At 71.2% G+C, this 17,788-nt stretch carries 16 protein-coding genes; 4 read left to right on the top strand and 12 right to left on the bottom strand.

Annotated features, from left to right (window positions below; translation table 11 throughout):
• Positions 1 to 31: 31 nt before the first annotated feature.
• Positions 32 to 346, bottom strand: coding sequence for a (2Fe-2S) ferredoxin domain-containing protein (locus tag HF203_RS03305; protein ID WP_168666558.1), 315 nt, complete (start codon positions 344 to 346; stop codon positions 32 to 34).
• 123 nt (positions 347 to 469) lie between these two features.
• Here HF203_RS03305 and HF203_RS03310 point away from each other — a divergent pair, with 123 nt between their 5' ends.
• Positions 470 to 1,702: a (Fe-S)-binding protein gene (locus tag HF203_RS03310; protein WP_168666560.1), complete on the top strand. Its 1,233-nt coding sequence runs from the start codon at positions 470 to 472 to the stop codon at positions 1,700 to 1,702.
• Positions 1,703 to 1,796: 94 nt separating this feature from the next.
• The gene (gene coq7, locus HF203_RS03315; protein WP_168666562.1) at positions 1,797 to 2,441 is read left to right on the top strand and encodes a 2-polyprenyl-3-methyl-6-methoxy-1,4-benzoquinone monooxygenase; all 645 of its coding nucleotides are present in this window, start codon (positions 1,797 to 1,799) and stop codon (positions 2,439 to 2,441) included.
• On the opposite strand, the gene HF203_RS03320 is transcribed toward coq7, so the two are convergent.
• The 9 genes from HF203_RS03320 to HF203_RS03360 all read right to left on the bottom strand — a co-directional run bounded on the left by HF203_RS03320 (position 2,429) and on the right by HF203_RS03360 (position 13,994).
• Positions 2,429 to 3,805, bottom strand: a complete 1,377-nt coding sequence (locus HF203_RS03320) for an FtsW/RodA/SpoVE family cell cycle protein (protein ID WP_168666564.1) — start codon at positions 3,803 to 3,805, stop codon at positions 2,429 to 2,431. The genes coq7 and HF203_RS03320 overlap by 13 nt on opposite strands.
• Positions 3,802 to 5,388 (bottom strand): peptidoglycan D,D-transpeptidase FtsI family protein, encoded by a 1,587-nt coding sequence (locus HF203_RS03325; RefSeq protein WP_168666566.1) that lies wholly within the window; start codon positions 5,386 to 5,388, stop codon positions 3,802 to 3,804. The genes HF203_RS03320 and HF203_RS03325 overlap by 4 nt, the downstream gene beginning before the upstream one ends.
• Before the next feature lie 4 nt (positions 5,389 to 5,392).
• On the bottom strand, positions 5,393 to 6,451 hold the full coding sequence (menC, locus tag HF203_RS03330) for an o-succinylbenzoate synthase (protein ID WP_168666568.1): 1,059 nt from the start codon (positions 6,449 to 6,451) through the stop codon (positions 5,393 to 5,395).
• A 4-nt stretch (positions 6,452 to 6,455) separates the two neighbouring features.
• The gene (locus HF203_RS03335) at positions 6,456 to 7,337 is read right to left on the bottom strand and encodes a 1,4-dihydroxy-2-naphthoate polyprenyltransferase (protein ID WP_343043872.1); all 882 of its coding nucleotides are present in this window, start codon (positions 7,335 to 7,337) and stop codon (positions 6,456 to 6,458) included.
• A 1-nt stretch (position 7,338) separates the two neighbouring features.
• Positions 7,339 to 8,196, bottom strand: a complete 858-nt coding sequence (menB, locus tag HF203_RS03340; protein WP_043762868.1) for a 1,4-dihydroxy-2-naphthoyl-CoA synthase — start codon at positions 8,194 to 8,196, stop codon at positions 7,339 to 7,341.
• A 148-nt stretch (positions 8,197 to 8,344) separates the two neighbouring features.
• Positions 8,345 to 10,051, bottom strand: a complete 1,707-nt coding sequence (menD, locus tag HF203_RS03345) for a 2-succinyl-5-enolpyruvyl-6-hydroxy-3-cyclohexene-1-carboxylic-acid synthase (protein WP_168666570.1) — start codon at positions 10,049 to 10,051, stop codon at positions 8,345 to 8,347.
• 10 nt (positions 10,052 to 10,061) lie between these two features.
• Positions 10,062 to 11,453, bottom strand: a complete 1,392-nt coding sequence (locus tag HF203_RS03350) for an isochorismate synthase (RefSeq protein ID WP_168666572.1) — start codon at positions 11,451 to 11,453, stop codon at positions 10,062 to 10,064.
• An 86-nt stretch (positions 11,454 to 11,539) separates the two neighbouring features.
• Positions 11,540 to 12,478, bottom strand: a complete 939-nt coding sequence (locus HF203_RS03355) for an alpha/beta fold hydrolase (RefSeq protein WP_168666574.1) — start codon at positions 12,476 to 12,478, stop codon at positions 11,540 to 11,542.
• 7 nt (positions 12,479 to 12,485) lie between these two features.
• A complete protein-coding gene (locus HF203_RS03360; RefSeq protein ID WP_168666576.1) occupies positions 12,486 to 13,994 on the bottom strand; it encodes a DUF2867 domain-containing protein in 1,509 nt (502 codons plus the stop codon).
• 179 nt (positions 13,995 to 14,173) lie between these two features.
• Between HF203_RS03360 and HF203_RS03365 the strand changes: the two genes are divergently transcribed.
• Both HF203_RS03365 and HF203_RS03370 read left to right on the top strand, forming a co-directional pair.
• A complete protein-coding gene (locus tag HF203_RS03365) occupies positions 14,174 to 14,890 on the top strand; it encodes an alpha/beta hydrolase (RefSeq protein WP_168666578.1) in 717 nt (238 codons plus the stop codon).
• A gap of 4 nt (positions 14,891 to 14,894) precedes the next feature.
• A complete protein-coding gene (locus tag HF203_RS03370) occupies positions 14,895 to 15,506 on the top strand; it encodes an NUDIX hydrolase (protein WP_168666580.1) in 612 nt (203 codons plus the stop codon).
• A gap of 4 nt (positions 15,507 to 15,510) precedes the next feature.
• On the opposite strand, the gene HF203_RS03375 is transcribed toward HF203_RS03370, so the two are convergent.
• Positions 15,511 to 17,298 carry a Na/Pi cotransporter family protein gene (locus HF203_RS03375; protein WP_168666582.1) on the bottom strand — a complete coding sequence of 596 codons (1,788 nt, stop codon included), beginning with the start codon at positions 17,296 to 17,298 and terminating at the stop codon, positions 15,511 to 15,513.
• The gene (locus tag HF203_RS03380) at positions 17,295 to 17,777 is read right to left on the bottom strand and encodes a universal stress protein (RefSeq protein ID WP_168666584.1); all 483 of its coding nucleotides are present in this window, start codon (positions 17,775 to 17,777) and stop codon (positions 17,295 to 17,297) included. Before HF203_RS03380 ends, HF203_RS03375 begins: the two co-directional genes overlap by 4 nt.
• Positions 17,778 to 17,788: the final 11 nt, after the last annotated feature.

Raw genomic sequence — 17,788 nt, forward strand, 5'->3', positions numbered from 1 at the left:
TCATCGGGTGCAATCTGTGCTGCGGGTCCGTTCAGCCGGGTAATTTCAAGCGCTTGACGTGCTTGCCGGCGAGCAGATGGGACTGGAGGATCTCCTCAATGTCCTCCTGATCCACGAAAGTATACCAGACGCCTTCTGGATAAACCACGACCACCGGTCCCAGCTCGCAGCGACCCAGGCAGCCGGCGGTGCTGATCTGTACCCCGCCCGGTCCGGTCAGCCCCAATGCCTTGGCGCGTTGCTTGAGGTGGTTGCGCATCTCCTGGGCGCCGCACTGGTCGCAGCTCTGACGCCCGTCGTCGCGGGCGTTGGTGCAGAAGAAGACATGATGGCGGTAGTAGGTCATCGTCTCGCGTCGACAATCCTGATCCAATGCTTGCCCGGGGGCACAGGGTAGCACGGAGCCGCTGCTTCGGGCCGCTCGCCCCGGTCGATCCCACAAGCCCAGTCCGCTCAGAGTCCGAACGTCTTGAACATCGTCTCCAGTCCGACCCCCCCAGCCGACCCGGCGGCCCGCGAACTGCTCCGGCTCGCCGATCAATGCGTCAAGTGCGGGCTCTGCCTGCCGCACTGCCCGACCTATGCCCAGACCCGCAACGAGGGCGACTCCCCGCGTGGCCGCATCGCCCTGATCCAGGGCTGGGTGAGTGGCCAGTTGCCGTGGGATGCGACCCTGGCTGCACACCTCGACGGCTGTCTCGGGTGTCGTGCCTGTGAGCGCGCCTGTCCCTCGCTGGTTGCCTACGGGCGATTGATCGATGGGGCGCGTTCGCGCCGTCAGGCACAGCGTCCACCTTGGCGGCGCTGGTTGTCGCGGCGACGGTTGGAGGTGGTCTCGGAGGCCGGGTGGGTGCGCCGGCTCGCCACCCTCGTCGCCCGGCTGCGTCGGCTCGGCTCGATGCCCTGGCTCGATCGGCTCGCCCCGTCCCGGCTCGCCCCCTATCTGCGTCTCGCGCGGGTGATCGAGCCGGCGACCGCGGCGAGCGTCGCGCCCTCGGTGGCGACGGGCGCCGAGGTCGACCTGTTCGTCGGTTGTACCCAGGAGGGGCTGCAGGGGGGCGCGGTGGTGGCCGCGCGGGCGCTGCTCGCCCGGCTCGGCGTGCGTGCACGGATCGCCGAGGAGTCGCTGTGCTGCGGGGCGCTGCTGCGTCACGCCGGTCACCCCGAGGCCGCCGACCGACGCCGCGAGCGGGTCGCTGAGGTGCACGCCGGGCGCACCCTGGTGGGCTTCTCCAGCGCCTGTGTCGGCGAGCTGCGCGAGCACCCGGCGCTCGCCGGGACCGCCGAGCTGTGCGCCTATCTCGATGGCCTGGCCTGGCCCGAGACACTGCGCCTGCGCCCGGCGCCGCTGCGGGTGCTGGTCCACGAACCCTGCACCCATCGCACCCTGCTCGGCGGCAACGCTGCGGTGCACCGGTTGCTCGGGCGCATCCCCGGGGTGGTGCTGATCGGGCTCGGTGAACAGGCGAGCTGTTGCGGTGCGGCCGGCATCTACATGCTCGAACGCCCGGGGATGGCGCAGGCGCTGTTCGCCGATCAGCTCGCGGCGATCCGCGCCGCCGCCCCTGAGCTGATCGTCACCACCAACCTCGGCTGTGCCCTGCAGCTGGCCGCCTCGCTGCGCGAGGCGGGGCTGGAGATCGCCGTCGAGCATCCGGTCGAGCTGCTCGCGCGCCAGCTCGAGCCCCTGCCGGACACATGAAATCCGCCGTACACGCCCCGATATCGCATCGATCCCCGGTGGCGCGGATGCCGTCGCGCGTGGCGCGCCCTGTCAACACGGACCCCAGGAGACCATGAGCACTCGTCACTACACCCCGGTCGATGCCCTGTTGATTCAGGGCGATCGCGCCCTGCGCACCCTGTTCGGTCGGCCGTCGCAGACCGAGCGTCCCAATCCCGCGGTCGGTCTCGGCGAGGGCGATCTCGGCAGCGATCAGCGCCGTCATGTCGCCCGGTTGATGCGCATCAACCACACCGGCGAGGTCTGCGCCCAGGCGCTCTACCAGGGCCAGGCGTTGACCGCGCGGCTGCCCGAGACCCGCCACCGGCTGGAGCGCTCGGCACAGGAAGAGAACGACCACCTCGTCTGGTGCGAGACCCGGCTGCGCGAACTCGACGACCGCAAGAGCCTGCTCAATCCGCTGTGGTACGCCGGTGCCTTCGGGCTCGGCGCGGCCGCCGGGATCGCCGGGGATAAGTGGAGCCTCGGCTTCGTGGTCGAGACCGAGCGCCAGGTCGAGCACCATCTCGACGATCATCTCGAGCAGATCCCGCTACAGGACGAGAAGAGTCGCGCCATCCTCGAACAGATGCGCGCCGACGAGATCCATCACGCCCAGATCGCGCGCGCCGCCGGCGGCGCCGAGCTGCCCACCCCGGTGCGCCGGGTGATGCGTTGGGGTTCGCGGCTGATGACGGGCAGCGTCTACTGGGTCTGATCCGGGCGCTGTCGGGGGCGTGTCGTCCGTCGCCGCGGGTTGGTGGTGCGCCGGGTGCCGGGTGTGCGCGGTGCCGGGCCGTCGGAGAGCGCCAGCACCAGCCCGAGCATCACCAGCACGGTCACCAGGCTGGTGCCGCCTTGGCTGATCAGCGGCAGGGTAATCCCGGTCAGCGGGATGAGCTTGGTCACGCCGCCGAGATTGAGCAGGGTCTGGCAGGCCAGGGCGCTGACCAGCCCGAGTCCGAGCAGACGACCGAAGCGGTCGCGGGTGCGCTCGGCGACCAGCAACCCGCGCCACAGCAGGATCAGCACGAAGACCACCAGTAGCACGCAGCCGACGAAACCGAACTCCTCGCCGATCACCGCATAGATGAAGTCCGACTGGGCGATCGGGGTGTACTCCGGGTTGCCCGCGCCCAGTCCCTCGCCCCACAGCCCGCCCGAGTACATCCCCGAGAGCCCCTGGAGGATCTGCCAGCTCGCCCCGGTGGGGTCGGCGAAGGGGTCGAGCCAGGCGGCCAGTCGGCGCTGACCGTGGGCGAACAGCCCCAGCGCCGCCGCGCCGAGCGCGCCCCCGAGCCCTAGCCCCCACCACAGATAGCCGCGCCGCCCGCTGCCGGCGACCAGCACCACCAGCTGCACCGTCGCCAGCACCGCGAGCATGCCGAGATCGCGCTGCCACAGCAGTAGCGCCGCGAGCACTGCCCAGAATCCCGCCAGTGGCCAGAGTGCGCGCAGCGGCGGCCACATCGATCCGGGTCCGCGCCACTCGCCGAGCGCCTTGGCATGCCGGTCGACGAACCAGGCCATGAACACCACCGCGGTGATCTTCAGGAGTTCCGTCGGCGTCACCAGCCCGACACCGTAGATCGCGCCGCGAAAGCGCTGCCCGAGTGCCAGCACCACGGCGACCAGCGCCAGCGACAGCGCCGCCCACAGCCAGCCGGCGGTGGCGAGCCGGACATGGCGCCCGCGCATCGCCAGGGCGCAGGTGACGAGCATCGCCGTCACGCCGAGTGGCAGGGCGTAGAGCCCGGGGTCGGTCGGATCGCCCGGATCGAAGGCGCCCATGCGATAGCGCACCAATAGCCCGAAGCCGGCGAGCAGGGCGATACAGGCGGTGAGCAGCTGGTCGCCGCGACAGCGCAGCGCCACCAGACCGAGATGGATCACCACCACGCAGCCGAGCTGCAGCGCCGGGGCGACCAGCACCTCGGCGCCGAGTCGCGCGCCGGCGGCCTGCGCGCTGCCGATCGCCATGGCGAAACCGAGCCCGACGCACAGCAACCCCCAGGCGAGCAGTTCGCGCTCCGGGGCCCGCAGCGCCCAGGCCGCGCGCAGATCGGGTGGCGGCGCGCTCATTGCAGCAACCCCCGGCGGGCGGCCTGCTCGATGAGCGCGCGGGCGATCGGCGCGGCGGCCACCGCGCCATAGCCGCCGCGTTCGACCAGGACGGCGACGGCCAGGGTCGGGCGCTCGGCCGGGGCGAGCCCGAGGAACCAGCTGTGCGCCCGACCCTGGGCGTGCTGCGCGGTGCCGGTCTTGCCGGCGATGCGCAGCGCCGGGTCGTCGATCGCGCGTGCCGTGCCCTCGGTGACCACCGCGCGCAGCAGCGGTAGCAGCGCTGCACTGGTGGTCGGCGAGAAGAACTGGCCGAGCGCCTCGGGCGGCTGGTCGCGCAGCAGCCGGGGGCGCATCGCCACCCCCTGGTTGCCCACCGCCGCGCCGATCAGCGCGAGCTGCGCTGGGCTCATCAGTAGCGCGCCCTGGCCGAGCGACATCTGCGCCAGTCCGTAGCGGTCATCGGGGTCGAGCCGGGGCAGCCGCAGGGTCTGCATGATGTAGCGTCCGTGGGCGCTGTGGTGGAGCACGATCGGCCGGTTGGCATGGAGCCGGTCGGCGAGGGCGTAGAAGGCGGCGTGACCATAGCCGACACCGAGCTTGGCGAAGAACACGTTGGAGGAGCGCGCCAGCGCCGTGCCGAGCCCGATGGCGCCGTGACCGCGCCACTCGGTGCCGTGCTCGCGCGCCTCGTAGTACTCGTGATCGCGGATGCGGGGATAGCGCGCCGAGGTGGTGAAGCCCTCGGCTGGACAGTCGATGGTGGTGTTGAAGCCGTGCTCGAGTGCGAGCGCGGCCATCACCACCTTGAAGGTCGAACCCGGTGGATAGAGCCCCTGGGTGGCGCGGTTAAGCAGGGGCGCGGCGGGGTCCTCGGCGCCGCCGAGGGTGGCGGCGATGCGCTCGGGGTCGAACCCCGGGGTGCTCGCCAGCACCAGCAGCGCGCCGTCCTGTGGGCGCAGCATCACCACCGCGCCGCGGCGCGCGCCGAGCAGGGCGACGGCGTGGCGCTGCAGCTCGGCATCGAGGGTGAGCCAGAGGTCGTGACCGCGCGGGTGCTCGTCCTGGGTCAGCACCTGACGCCCGACCCGGCCCCAGTCGGCGAGCCGCAGCGGGGTGCCGCCGTCGAGATGGACGCTGGCCACCGCCTCCAGCCCGGTGGCGCCGAAGCGTGGGTGACGGTAGCCGACGACATGGCCGAACACCGGCCCATCGCGGTAGTGACGCCGGACCCGGTCGGCCTGCTCCTCGCTGTAGACCAGCACCTCGCCGTTGCGATCGAGGATACGCCCGCGGCGCAGCCGGTGCGCCGGGTTGAAGTCGCGCCGGTCGTAGAGCTGCATGAAGGCCATGAACTGCGGGCGCAGCATCCCGGTGAGCTGCCAGCTCGCCTGGTGCAGCAGCACCACCGCGAAGAGCAGGATCAGCACCAGCAGCGCGCGTCGCTCGCCGCCCTTGCCGCGCGCCAGCTGACGCATCGGCAGTTGTGGGTGGAGGTCGCGGATGCGTTGGAGCAGATAGGCGAGGGCGAGCAGCAACCCGGCGTGCAGCGCGACCCGCACCACCGGCCAGCGCGCCGGGTCGGTCAGCGACTCCAGCGCCATCGACTCAGGGCGCCGCGGCGGGGAAGGGGGTGAAGCCCGAGCCCGGTGTCTCGGGGAGGGTGATGACGCCCTCGCGCGGAGAGGGAGCGACCCCGAGGTCCTCGGCGAGCCAGGCGGCGGTGTCGAGCCCGTGGGTCTGCGCCGGCGCCAGCGCGGCGGCGAGCTGGGCGTCGATCCACAGCCCGGCGGCGCTCTCGACCACGCTGGTGAGCACCACCTCGAGCCCGGCGGCGCGGGCGTGCTCGGCGAGCGCCCGGGTGGCGCGCGGGCCGCCGAGGACGGCGGGCTTGAGCACCAGCCGCCGCACCCCGAGCCGCTCCGGGGCGAGCCCGGCGAGCGGCCCGGCGAGCGATTCGTCGAGTGCCAGGGCGAAGGGCGCGCGCGCCTGCAGTGCGGCTAGGGTCGTCGGGTCGGGCTCGCGCAGCGGTTCTTCGAGCGATTCGACCGGCAGCGTGCGACAGGTCTCGATCATGGTCGCGGCGGTGGCCGCGTCCCAGGCGCCGTTGGCGTCGAGCCGCAGCCGTGTCCGTGGTGGCAGGTGGTGGGCGAGCTCGCGGAGTCGCGCGCGCTCGGTACGCGGTTCCGCAACCCCGAGCTTGAGCTTGAACACCCGCGCGCCGCGCGCCGCGGCCGCGTTGAGCGCGCTGGCCGGATCGTCGTCGAGGGCGCCGAGCACGGCGTTGACCTCAACCCGTGCCGGGGCCGCGGGGTCGAGCAGGGCGCGCAGCGTCAGCCCGCGGCGGCGCGCGATCAGGTCGAGCAGGGCGCTCTCGACCCCGTGTCGCGCCGCCGGGGCGGCGAGGGTCAGGGCCTCGAGTCGGTCGAGCAACGCCTCGGCGCCGAGCGCGCCAGCCGCCCCGAGCACCCGCGCGAGCGCGGCCTCGGCGACGTCCGCTTGCTCGGTCCCGGCCGCCGGCAGCGGCGCGCACTCGCCCCAGCCGCTGACGCCACCGGCGCTGGCCCTGACCAGCCAGCCGCGGCGTTGGACGAAACCGCCGCGGGCGCTGGCCCAGTCGCGCGCCAGCGCCAGGGTGTAGGGGGTGATGCGCAGCGCGACGCTCATCGCCCTAGAGCGCCAGCGCCACCACCAGCAGCAGGGTCAGCGCGCTCTGGTAGAGCGCGGTGCGCGCCAGCTGCTGATTGAGTACCCGTCCCTCGGCGCCGCGTAGCAGCGTGCTCGCCAACATCAACGCCAGGGGGAGCGCGGCGAGTAGTGGCCAGGGGTTGGCCGGTATCCCGGCGAGCAACAGGATGGGGATCGGCAACAGCAGCAGCAGGGTGTAGAGCAGCCGCGCGCGGGCCCGCCCGAGGTAGTGACAGAGGGTGCGGCGTCCGGCCTGGCGATCGCTGTCGAGGTCGCGATAGTTGTTGATCACCAGTACCGCCGCCGCCGGCAGCCCCAGCGCCAGCCCGACCAGCAGCGGGGTCCAGCCGAAGCTCAGGGTCTGCAGGTAGTAGGTACCGCCGACTGCGGCCAGGCCGAAGAACAGCAGCACGTAGAGTTCGCCGAAGGGGCCGTAGGCGATCGGTCGCGGGCCGCTGGTATAGGCGTAGCCGGCGGCCAGCGAGGCCAGGCCGATCACCAGGATCGGCCAGCCGCCGCGCCACAACAGGGCGATGCCGAGGACGAAGGCGATGGCGAAGGCCAGGTGCGCGGCCAGGCGCACTTGGCGTGCGCTGAACCAACCCTCGGCGCTGGCGCGCGCCGGTCCGAGCCGGCCGGGCCCATCGGTGCCGCGTTCGAAGTCGACGGCGTCGTTGTGCAGATTGGTGCCGATCTGGATGGCCATCGCCGCGAGCAGGGTGCAGAGCGCGGTGAGCGGCGCGAGCCGTCCGGTCTGCGCCACCGCCAGGGCGATGCCGGCGATCACCGGCGCCAAGGCCATCGGCAGGGTCTTGGGCCGGGTCGCCAGGATCCAGCGCACCAGGGTCGAGTGCGGTGCGCTCACGTCAGGGGCGCCAGGGGAAGCGGCTGAAGTCGGGGTCGCGCTTGTCGAGGAAGGCGTTGCGGCCCTCCTGCCCCTCCTCGGTGGTATAGAACAGCGCGGTGGCGTTGCCCGCCAGCTCCTGGATGCCGGCCATGCCGTCGGTGTCGGCATTGAACGAGGCCTTGAGGATACGCAGCGCGGTGGGGGAGAGCTGGAGCATGCGCCGGCACCACTCGACGGTGGTGCGCTCGAGTTCAGCGAGCGGTACCACGGTGTTGACCAGGCCCATGTCGAGTGCCTCGGCGGCGTCGTACTGACGGCACAGGAACCAGATCTCCTTGGCCTTCTTCAGCCCCACGGTGCGCGCCATGATGCCGGCGCCGAAGCCGCCGTCGAAGCTGCCCACGCGCGGTCCGGTCTGGCCGAAACGGGCGTTGTCGGCGGCGATGCTGAGATCACAGATCAGGTGCAGCACGTGACCGCCGCCGATCGCGTAGCCGGCGACCATGGCCACCACCGGCTTGGGCAGGGTGCGGATCTGGCGCTGCAGCTCGAGCACGTTGAGGTGCTCGACCCCGGCCTCGTCGCGATAGCCCTCGTGGCCACGGATGCGCTGGTCGCCGCCGGAGCAGAAGGCGAGGTCACCGGCGCCGGTGAGCACGATCACCCCGACCTTGGGGTCGAGGTGGGCACGGCGGAAGGCGTCGATCAGCTCGCGCACCGTCTGCGGGCGAAAGGCGTTGCGCACCTCGGGGCGGTTGATGGTGATACGCGCGATGCGCTCGGCCTGGTGGTAGAGGATGTCCTGGTACTCGGGCGCGCCGGCCGGGGTCTCCCAGGCGATCGGACGGCTCGGGTCGGCCGCGCTCGGGGCGGGCAGTTGGACGGACTGGTTGGGGTTGTCTGACTCCACCTTGTAGGACCTCTGAAAGATGACTGGAGAAGGCGTCGTCCAGGCCTCCTGGCCGGGGCGATGAGATGAAACAGGGCGCGGGCCTCCCGCCCGCGGCGCCGAACGCCAAGGGGCGTTACTTGAGCAAACCGGTGTCCTCGTGCAGCCGGCTCCAGAAGGTCTGGTGCACGGTACGGCTGCGCTCGGCGTCGAGACGTACCTCGATGATCCCGGCGGCATCGTCGCGGGCGAGGGTGGCGGCGAAGTCGGCCGCGCCCTCGACGGCGTGATGGGCGAGCCCGTGGCCACGGGCCAGGGCCGCGAGGTCGAGCGACTGCGGGGTGCGCCAGAGCCGCTCGAAGCCCTCGACCCCCTGCTGCGGGAGATAATCGAAGATGCGCCCGCCGCCATTATTGAGCACCACGCAGGGGCGGTCGAGGCGCTGTAGCAGCTGTAGACCGGAGAGGTCGTGGAGCAGCGACAGGTCGCCGAGCAGCCCGTGACAATGCACCCCGGCGGCATTGATCCCGGCGAGCGTCGAGGCCTGGCCGTCGATACCGCTGGCGCCACGGTTACAGAACAGCCGTAGCGGCGTGGCGCGGGCACCGATCCAGGTGTCGAGCTGGCGGATCGGCATCGAGTTGGCGCACAGCAGTCCGGCATCGGGGTCGATGTGGGCGAGCAGGGTGGTGAGCAGCTGTGGCTCGCACCAGGGCGATTCGGCCAGGTGCTCGGCGGCGATCGCCTCGATGCGGCGCTCGGCGTGTTGCCAGTGCTCCAGCCAGTGTGTCGGGGCCGGGTCGAGCTGCTCGCCGAGCCAGTCGCAGCAGGCCGCCGGGTCGGCATCGAGGAGCACGGCGACGTCGTGGTTGGGGTCGCTCCAACGTGCCGCCGGGTCAATGCGCAGGGTGGGGGTGCCGGCGAGCCAGCCGAGCAGGGTCTTGGAGACGGGCGTGCGACCGAGGCTCACCACCCAGTCCGGGCGTAGTTGCGCACGCGCTTGGGGATTGCGCAGGAAGCTGTCGTAGCGGGCGATGCGCGCTGCGCTGCCGGGGCCGAAGCGCAGCCCGGAGAGTGGGTCGCAGAGCACCGGCACGCCGAGGTGGTCGGCGAGCTGCCAGAGCCGTGGTGCGAGTCCCGGACGGGCGCTGTCCGGGCCACAGCAGATCAGCCCGCGTCCGCGCAGTAGAGTCCGTACCTGCGTGGCGCGATGCGGGTCCGGGGCGCCGCCGCTCCAGGTCGCCGGTGGTGGCGCCGGTGGTGTCGGTCGGGGCCGTGGCAGCGGTGGCAGTGCTGTCTCGGGCACCAGCGGTTCGCGCAGCGGCAGGTTGATGTGCACCGGGCCGGGGCGCGGTCCCCGCGCGACGGCGGCAACGCGCGCACCGAGCGCGCGCACCATCTTCAGCGCCGCCGGGTCGGCGGTGGCCGGGCCGGGGTCGTGACACTCGCGCGCGAAGGGCACGAACAACTGACCTTGGTCGATGGTCTGGTTGGCCCCCCAGCCATGGAGTTCGGGGGGGCGATCGGCCGAGAGCAGGACCAGTGGGTGGTCGGATTGGGCCGCCTCGATCACCGCCGGCAGCCAGTGCGCCGGCGCGCTCCCCGAGGTGGCGAGCAGCGCGACCGGGCGGCGTGCCGCAGCGGCCAGGCCGAGGGCGTAGAAGGCGGCGCTGCGCTCGTCGAGGATCGGCTCGATGGTGAGTTCGGGGCGACGCTGCGCGGCGAGGATCAGCGGCGTCGAGCGCGAGCCCGGCGACAGCACCAGGGTCGCCACGCCGCCGGCGATCAGGCCGTCGAGCAGTGCAGCGCACCAGTTCAGGTTACAGGTTCCCTGATCGATCATCGGTGTCCCCTCAGGCGAACTGCAGCGCGGTGGCGATGGCGGCGAACTTGTGGTCGATCTCCTCCCACTCGCTAACCGGGTCGGAGCCGGGGACGATGCCGGCGCCGGCATAGAGTTCGGCGCTGTCGGCGGCGACCCGGGCGCAGCGCAGCAGCACCCACAGCTCGCCACTAAGGTCGGGCTCGACGATGCCGGCGGCGCCGGTGTACCAGTCGCGTTCGAAGGGCTCGTTGCGCCGCAGCCAGTCGTGGGCGTCGCGCCGCGGCTGGCCGTTGGTCGCCGGGGTGGGGTGGAGCAACTCGGCGAGACTGAACACGTCACCCGCGGCGTCGACCTCGCCGCGCACCAGGCTCCACAGGTGCTGGGCGTTGTTGAGCTGCATCACCCGCGGTCCCTCGACCGGTTCGAGTCGCGTGCAGCAGCGCTCGAGGGCGGCACCGACCGCCGCGACCACCACCTGGTGCTCGTGCAGGTTCTTGGCGCAGCCGAGTAGCTCGGCGGTGAGTGCCGCGTCGCGTGCAGCATCGGCGGCGCGACAGGCGGTGCCGGCGATGGCGTCGGCCTCGACCCGACGCCCGCGCAGGGTGAACAGGCGCTCGGGGGTGGCGGCGACGAAGCAGCTCTCGCGGTGACGGACGTTGATCACCTGACAAGAGGGGAAGAGATAGGCCAGGGCGTCGTTGAGCCGGTCGAGGTCGAAGCGGCGGTGGCCCTGCAGACGCTGGCGTCGGCACAGCACCAGCTTCTCCAGCGGGCCGTCACGCTCGATGGCATCGAGCGCGGCGAGCACCAGGTCGCGCCAGGGTTCGAGTGCCGGCTCGCTGGGACCGCGTTCCAGGGTCGCCGGGGTCAGCGGGGCGCGGGCCGGTTGTGCGAGCAGCGGCACCAGTCGCTCCAGCCAAGCGTCCCAACGTGTCAGCAGGGCCTCGGGTTCGACCGGCAGGCGGGTGCTGAGGATCAGCGCCGACTGCTCGCCGGAGGTGCTGAGTGCAACCTCGGGGATCCAGTAGACGGCATTGGGCAGGTCGGAGGCGCCGGGCGTGGTGGTCGGCTCCGGGGTGGCAGCGAAGCCGAGCATGGCGAAGCCACCGAGTCCGGTCTCGTCGGGGTCGAGCTGGTGCCAGTCGGTAGCTGCGGCGCGTGCCTGTTCACGCAGCCGCTGCAACCGCTGCTCGCCCGCGGCCTGCCACTCGGCGGCGATGCCGTAGCCGGCGCGCAGCTCGCCGCGGTGGCTGTGGGCGAACTGGAAGCGCGGTCCCGAGAGCTCGGGGGCGGCATGGAGCGGCTGGGGCAGCTCGAGTGCGAGCGAGACGAGCCCGTGGGGGTGACCGAAGCCGGGGGTGGCGATCGCCTCGCGAACGCGAGCCTTGAGCTGCTCGAGGCGTTGGAGCGGTGCAAGCATGGGATAGATCGATGGACCGGGATTGAGCGCACGGCGCGCACGGGCGCGCCGGCGGTGATGTCAAGGCGGTGTCGGGGCCGGCGCCGTCAGTTGGCCGGCTGCTCGGACCAGAAGCGGTCGATGGCCGCCGTGGTCTCGGCGGGTCGGTCCCACTGCGGCATACCACGGGTCGGTGCGATGCGCTCGGCGCGCCAGTTGTCGTGGCGGCAGAGGAAGTCGGGCAGCTCGTGGAAGTCGATATTGGGATCGCGGTCGTAGAGCACCAGCACCGGCTGGGTGAGCGCGGCATAGAGGCGCTCGCCGGCCTCGGGGGTGAACAGCTGCCCGGAGAGGAAGTAGAGCGGTGCGTACTTGGCCCCGGGCTGGTGTGAGGTGGCGTAGGCGTAGTCGACCATCTCGGACGGGGTGGGGCCGGCGAAGGCCTGACGATAGAAGTACTTGATGCTCGGGCGCGAGGTCAGCAGTCGAAACAGCCCATCGTTGAGGCCGGGGATGCTGAGGGCGCGATGGACGCGCTCGGCGGCGACCCCGGTGGGCATGGCGCGGGCGTTGAAACCGGTGGGCGAGAGCAGTACCAGCGAGCCGATGCGTTGCGGGCGTTGTGCGGTGGCACGAGCGGCGAATTCGCAGCCGAGGGAGAAGGCGATGAGGTCGATCTCACCCTCGCCCTCGACGACCTGGTCGAGGAAGTCGATCAGGGCGTTGGCGTAGAGTTCGGGCGAGTAGCGACGGTTGCCGCGGTCGGAGTGGCCGAAACCGGGCAGGTCGAGGGCGTAGACCCGGCGCTCGCCGCGATAGCGCTCGAACAGCGGTTTCATCTCGAAGGCGCTGGGTGCGGCGTTGATGCTATGCACCAGCAGCAGCGGGCGTGCATCGCTCGGGCCGTCGACATAGTAGCGGATGCGTCCGCCATGCTCGGTGACGAAGTCGTGCATGGGTGCCTCGAGCGCCGGTGGCAGCTCGAGGCCAGCGGTGCTGGCGCGCTGCTCGGGACGGGCGATGGAAGAATCGATACCTGAGTCCATGTGGTTGTCACCTCTTGTCTTGAGTGTGCGCGAGCGCGTCGGGACCGGGCGTCTCGCGCTCGGCGCGGCGGCAGATCTCGCGGGTCAGCCGTTTGAATACCAGGCGATGGATGGGTTCCAGCGCATACCAGTAGAGCAGCCCCCAGACCCCGGCGGGATGCCAGTAGCCGGTGGTGATGAGCCGGGTACGGTCGTGACCGTACGGCTCGATCTCGAACTCCATCATACCCGCCCCGGGGGCGCGCATGCCGAACCCGAGGGTGAGGCGTCGTCCCGGCTCGAGCCCGACCACCGTCCAGTGGTCGATGCGATCGCCGGCGCGCAGCTGCTGCGGATGACGCCGGCCGCGGCAGCGCCCGGGGCCGCCGATGGCCCAGTCGAGCCACTCACGGATCGACCACAGGGTGTCGAGACAGTAGTAGCGGTTGTCGCCGCCAATGGCCGCGAGCAGTCGCCACAACGCCCCCGGCGCGGCCGTGGTCTCTGTGCTCACCCGCAGCCGCTTGGCGTAATAGGCGTAGTCCGGGCGCTGTTGGCGTGCCCCGAGGGCGCCCTCGGTCCAGCGGCTGATCACGGCGGTGCGCCGCTCGGCGGCGAGGGCGGCGGCGACCGCCTCGCGGAAATCGAGCAGTCGCTGCGGGAGTGCGCGGCGCAGCGCGGCGTCATCGGCATGGAAGTCGTGGCGCAGCCCGCCGATGAGGGCGCGGGCGATGTCGGTCGGCACCGCCGTGACCAGCCGCAGCCAATAGGCTGACAATCCCGGGGTGAGGACCGGGACCGGTAGGATCCAGGGGGGACGACGCCCGGCGGTCTCGGCCAGGATGCGCATCATCTCGGCATAGGTCAGCTGTTGTGGGCCCGCGGCATCGAAGCTGCGACCCGCGCTGGCGTCGACCCAGGGGATACGCGCGAGATAGTACAGCAGGTTATCGAGCGCGATCGGTGGCGACAGGGACTGCACCCAGCGCGGGGTGATCATCACCGGCAGATGATAAACCAAATCGCGCATCACCTCGAACGCCGCCGAGCCGGGACCGACGATGATCCCGGCGCGCAGCTCGGTGACCGGCACCCGGCCCTCGCGCAGCACCTCCCCGGTGCGCCGTCGCGAGACGATGTGCTCGCTGCGCGCCGTCGTCGGCGCCAGGCCGCCGAGATAGACGATGCGCCCGACCCCGGCGGCGGCCGCGGCGGCGGCGAAGTTGGCCGCCGCCTCCAGGTCGAGCCGGGCGAAGCCGCGTCCGGCGGCCATCGAGTGCACCAGATAGTAGGCGACCTCGATGTCGGCGAGCGCGGCTGGCAGGCTCGCGGGGTCGAGGGCGTCGGCGGCAACCAGCTCGATGCCCGTCCAGCCCCGCGCGGCGAGCACCGCAGGATTGCGGGCGCTGGCACGCACCCGGTGACCACGGGTCTGAAGGTAGGGCGCCAGATGACTGCCGATATAGCCGCTGGCGCCGAACACCAGGCAGTGGGCGCCGGGGTCGGGGGACGGGGACGGACGGGGTCGGTCGGTCATCGTCTGGCCTCCGCGCGATGCCGCGCTGCAGGACTGCGTACAGGGTTCCCCGTGCATCTGCGGGTCGTCGGTGCTGGCTGCAATGGCATCCCCGTCAGCGCGTGGTGCGGTGAGCGGCCCTTTACCTCGGCCGTCGGGTTGTGCTTCCTTCGCCCGTAACAGATCCACAGGAGCCTGCTGTGCGCGCCATCGCTTCTCTGCTTGCCCTCGGTGTGCTGTTGGCCGGTTGTGCCACCCCGGGGCCGGGAGGTGGCGTGACGCCCGGCGCCCCCCTCCGCCTCTACCCCGGAGACGGTGAACGACGCGCTGACCTGGTGGTGCTCGGACACGGTTTCCTGCGCGAGCAGTCGACCCTGGCCGGGCTGGCGCGAACCCTGGCTGCGGCTGGGGTCGATTGCGCGACCCTCGACTTCACCGCGCAACGCCCTTGGGACGGCGCCCATCTGCGCAACGGTCTGGCGATGATCCGCGTCGCCGATCGGCTCGGTGCGCGTCGGGTGGTCTATGTCGGCTTCTCGGCCGGTGGGCTGGCGGCGTTGGTGGCCGCGCGCAATGATCCGCGCGCCCGTGGTGTGGTCACCCTGGATCTGGTCGACGCCGCCGGCCTCGGGCGTGCCACGGCCGCGGCGCTGTCGGTGCCGTTGGTCGGACTGGTGGGCGAGCCGGGGCGCTGCAATGCACACAATGGGGCACGGCTGGTCTATGCCCAGGCCCCACGGGGGCGACTCGAGCGGATCGCCGGGGCCGGTCACTGCGATTTCGAGTCACCGACCGATCCGCTGTGCGAGATGCTCTGCGGCGAGGCCGACCCGGCCCTCGGCGCGCTGGTCCGCGCGCGTGCCAGCGCCGCAGTGCTGGGGTTGCTGGGCCCCGAGACTTCCACCTCAGCGGAGTAACCCGATGCTTTCTCGACTTGCACACTGGATCGAACGACACCCGCCGTTGCACCGCCTGGCGTTGCGGGTGTGGCGGCTGTTCCCGGCGCGCCTGGCCGGTTTCCTCAAGGGGGTGTTCGCGCGCCGCTGGGTGGTGGGCGCGGTGGCGGTGATGATCGACGAGACGGTGACGCCGCCCGAGGTGCTGCTGGTCGAGCACAGCTATCGGCGCCGTGGCGCCTGGGGGCTGCCGGGCGGTTCGGTGGAGTCGATCCCGGGCAGCCCCACCGCGCCGGGTGGGCCGGCCTCGCCGGACGACGTGCTCGAGGCGACCCTGGCGCGTGAGGTCGAGGAGGAGTTGGGTTTTGCCATCGACGGTATCGAGTTGCTACGTGTCGATGCCGTGCCCTTCATTCCCGAGGAGCCCGGTCCCTACCGCCTCGACTTCTATTTCCGCTGCCGCCCGGCCGCGGGTTTCGCGCCGCTGCGCGCGGCCGCTGCGGCGCCGCGCTCGCCGGAGATCACTGCGGTGCGGATGGTGGCGCTGCCGACGCTCGTCGACTACGACCTGTTTTCACCCGACGCCCGCTTCCTCCGCGAGGACCTGCCGCGGCTCTGTCCGGGGCTTGCTGGCTGAGTGCTCAGGCGGCCTCGTCGAGCGGTTGCTCGACGGTCTTGGCCATGCGCTTGGCGAAGTAGTAGATGCGCTTGAGCTTCTCGATGATGTCGACCTCGATGGTGTAGGCGGGGATGCGTTTGGGCTCCTGGGCGACCAGGCGCTGTGCCTGGTGTACCGCCGCCGAGTCGGCGATGCGCGAGATCTCTTGCTTCATGGTGGTGACGCTGCGCGCGGCCAGCTCGTTGTTCTGCGCGACCGCCTGGATCGCCGCGGTCACCGCGCGGGTGACGCTGTGGTGGAAGCCGTTGAGGACCTGGCGGGTCGGCGGGCTGATCGAGACCCCGGCGTCGATACGCTCGTGACCGAGTATCACCAGGTTGGTCTCGATCACGTCACCGATGTTCTCGAGGTCGTTGACCGCCTCCATCAGCCCCATCAATTCACCGGTCTGGCGCTCGGTGAGGCTCAACCGACTGATCTTACCGAGATAGGTGAGGATCTGTGCGTGCAGGGTGTCGACGTCGTTGTCCATCAGCTCGACCTCGCGCAGCCGCTGTTTGTCGCCGCTGAGGATCGCCGGCATGCTGTGCTCGAGCATGCGCTGGACGTACTCACCCATGTGCAGGATCTCCAGGCGCACCCGGTCGAGCGCGAGCGAGGGGGTGGTGAGCAGCTCGTCGTCGAGGTACTTGGCGCGTACCACCACCGCCGCCTCGCCGAGTGGGCGTTCCGGCACCAGCCACTCGGCCAGGCGTGCGAACTGACCGGCGAAGCCGATGAAGATCAGGGTGTTGGCGATGTTGAACAGGGTGTGGGCGTTGGCCAGCTGGCGCGGCACCTCGGCGGCGAGGCGCTCGGCGCCGGTGAGTTCGGGGTGACGCGGCGAGATCTCCTGCACCAGGATCGACAACTCGCCGATGAAACCGACCCAGAGCACCACCCCGGCGACGTTGAAGATGACGTGCACCAGCGCCGCGCGCAGCGCCTCGCGCGACTTGCCGATCGCCGCCAGCAACGCGGTGACACAGGTGCCGATGTTGGCGCCGAAGGCCAGGGCGATGCCGGTCGGCAGGGTGATGAAGCCCTGGCTGGCCATGACGATGGCGATGCCGGTGGTCGCCGCCGAGGACTGGATCAGCCCGGTGAAGACCGCCGCCACCAGGATGCCGAGCAGCGGGTTCTCCAGGTGGGTCATGAAGTCGAGGAAGGGCTGGTAGCTGCGCAGCGGCGCCATCGCTTCGCTCATCACCCCCATGCCGAAGAACACCATCCCCAGCCCCATCAGCATCCCGCCGTAGTGACGGATGCGCTCGCGCTTGGCGAAGAACTGCAGCATGAAGCCGGTGCCGATCATCAACAACGCCGCCTCGGTGATCTGGAAGGCGATCAGTTGGGCGGTCACCGTCGAGCCGATATTGGCGCCCATGATCACCCCGACCGACTGCGACAGGGTCATCAGCCCGGCGCTGATGAAGCCGACCACCAGCACCGTGGTCACCGAGGAGGAGTTGATCACCGCAGTGACGAAGGCGCCGGTGAGCGCGCCCATGAAGCGGTTGGTGGTGAGCTTGGCGAGGATGTCCTTCATGCGCTCGCCGGCGACCGCCTTGAGCGCGTTGGCCATCTGCTCCATGCCGAACAGGAACAGCGCCAGGCCACCGAACAGCCCCATGCCCATGGTGGCCCAGTCGATCGTCTCGGCGGTGCCGTCGGCCAGGGCGAGGCCGGGCAGGGCGAGCGTGAACAGGGCGCCGGTGAGCAGCAGTGGCGACAAGCGATGTCCAGGGCGGTTGCGCGGGAGTGGCTTCATGGAGTGCGGGTGCGGGGGGACTTGACGATGGTCACCGGGGTCTTGGCGCGGTGGACCACGCGCTCGGCGACCGAACCGATCAGCAGGTGCCTGAGCCCGGTCAGGCCCTTGCTCCCCATCACGATCTGTGGCGCCGCCTGGCGTTCGGCGACCTCGAGGATACGGGTGCTGGGCAGTCCCTTGACCAGCAGGGTCTCGGCCGTCTGCAGTGTGGCGAGGTCGGGATGACGCGCGCGGACCGCGGCGACGAACTCGTCAAACATCTCGGCGGCGCCGTCTTCGATGCGGTGGAGCTGTTTCTTCTTGAGGGCGCGGCCGTAGTACCCGGGCATGCTGAAGGGGTCGTGGACCACGTGCAGGATCAACAGCGCGCCGCGGCGGTAGTCGGCCAGCTCGGCGGCGAAGGCCAGGGCGGCCTCCGAGTGCGGTGAGAAGTCCACCGGCACCAGGATCGGGCGGGTTGCGGGCGAGTCGGTCATCGGTGCTCCTG

The organism is Marichromatium bheemlicum, assembly GCF_012276755.1.
Taxonomy (GTDB): Bacteria; Pseudomonadota; Gammaproteobacteria; order Chromatiales; family Chromatiaceae; genus Marichromatium; species Marichromatium bheemlicum.

Bases quoted from the DNA above. Each gene is read 5' to 3' on its own strand.
- HF203_RS03375 (WP_168666582.1), bottom strand. From the start codon at position 17,298: ATGAAGCCACTCCCGCGCAACCGCCCTGGACATCGCTTGTCGCCACTG.
- HF203_RS03320 (WP_168666564.1), bottom strand. From the start codon at position 3,805: ATGAGCGCGCCGCCACCCGATCTGCGCGCGGCCTGGGCGCTGCGGGCC.
- HF203_RS03355 (WP_168666574.1), bottom strand. From the start codon at position 12,478: ATGGACTCAGGTATCGATTCTTCCATCGCCCGTCCCGAGCAGCGCGCC.
- HF203_RS03305 (WP_168666558.1), bottom strand. From the start codon at position 346: ATGACCTACTACCGCCATCATGTCTTCTTCTGCACCAACGCCCGCGAC.
- HF203_RS03380 (WP_168666584.1), bottom strand. From the start codon at position 17,777: ATGACCGACTCGCCCGCAACCCGCCCGATCCTGGTGCCGGTGGACTTC.
- HF203_RS03325 (WP_168666566.1), bottom strand. From the start codon at position 5,388: ATGGCGCTGGAGTCGCTGACCGACCCGGCGCGCTGGCCGGTGGTGCGG.
- menC (WP_168666568.1), bottom strand. From the start codon at position 6,451: ATGAGCGTCGCGCTGCGCATCACCCCCTACACCCTGGCGCTGGCGCGC.
- coq7 (WP_168666562.1), top strand. From the start codon at position 1,797: ATGAGCACTCGTCACTACACCCCGGTCGATGCCCTGTTGATTCAGGGC.
- HF203_RS03370 (WP_168666580.1), top strand. From the start codon at position 14,895: ATGCTTTCTCGACTTGCACACTGGATCGAACGACACCCGCCGTTGCAC.
- HF203_RS03350 (WP_168666572.1), bottom strand. From the start codon at position 11,453: ATGCTTGCACCGCTCCAACGCCTCGAGCAGCTCAAGGCTCGCGTTCGC.
- HF203_RS03360 (WP_168666576.1), bottom strand. From the start codon at position 13,994: ATGACCGACCGACCCCGTCCGTCCCCGTCCCCCGACCCCGGCGCCCAC.
- menD (WP_168666570.1), bottom strand. From the start codon at position 10,051: ATGATCGATCAGGGAACCTGTAACCTGAACTGGTGCGCTGCACTGCTC.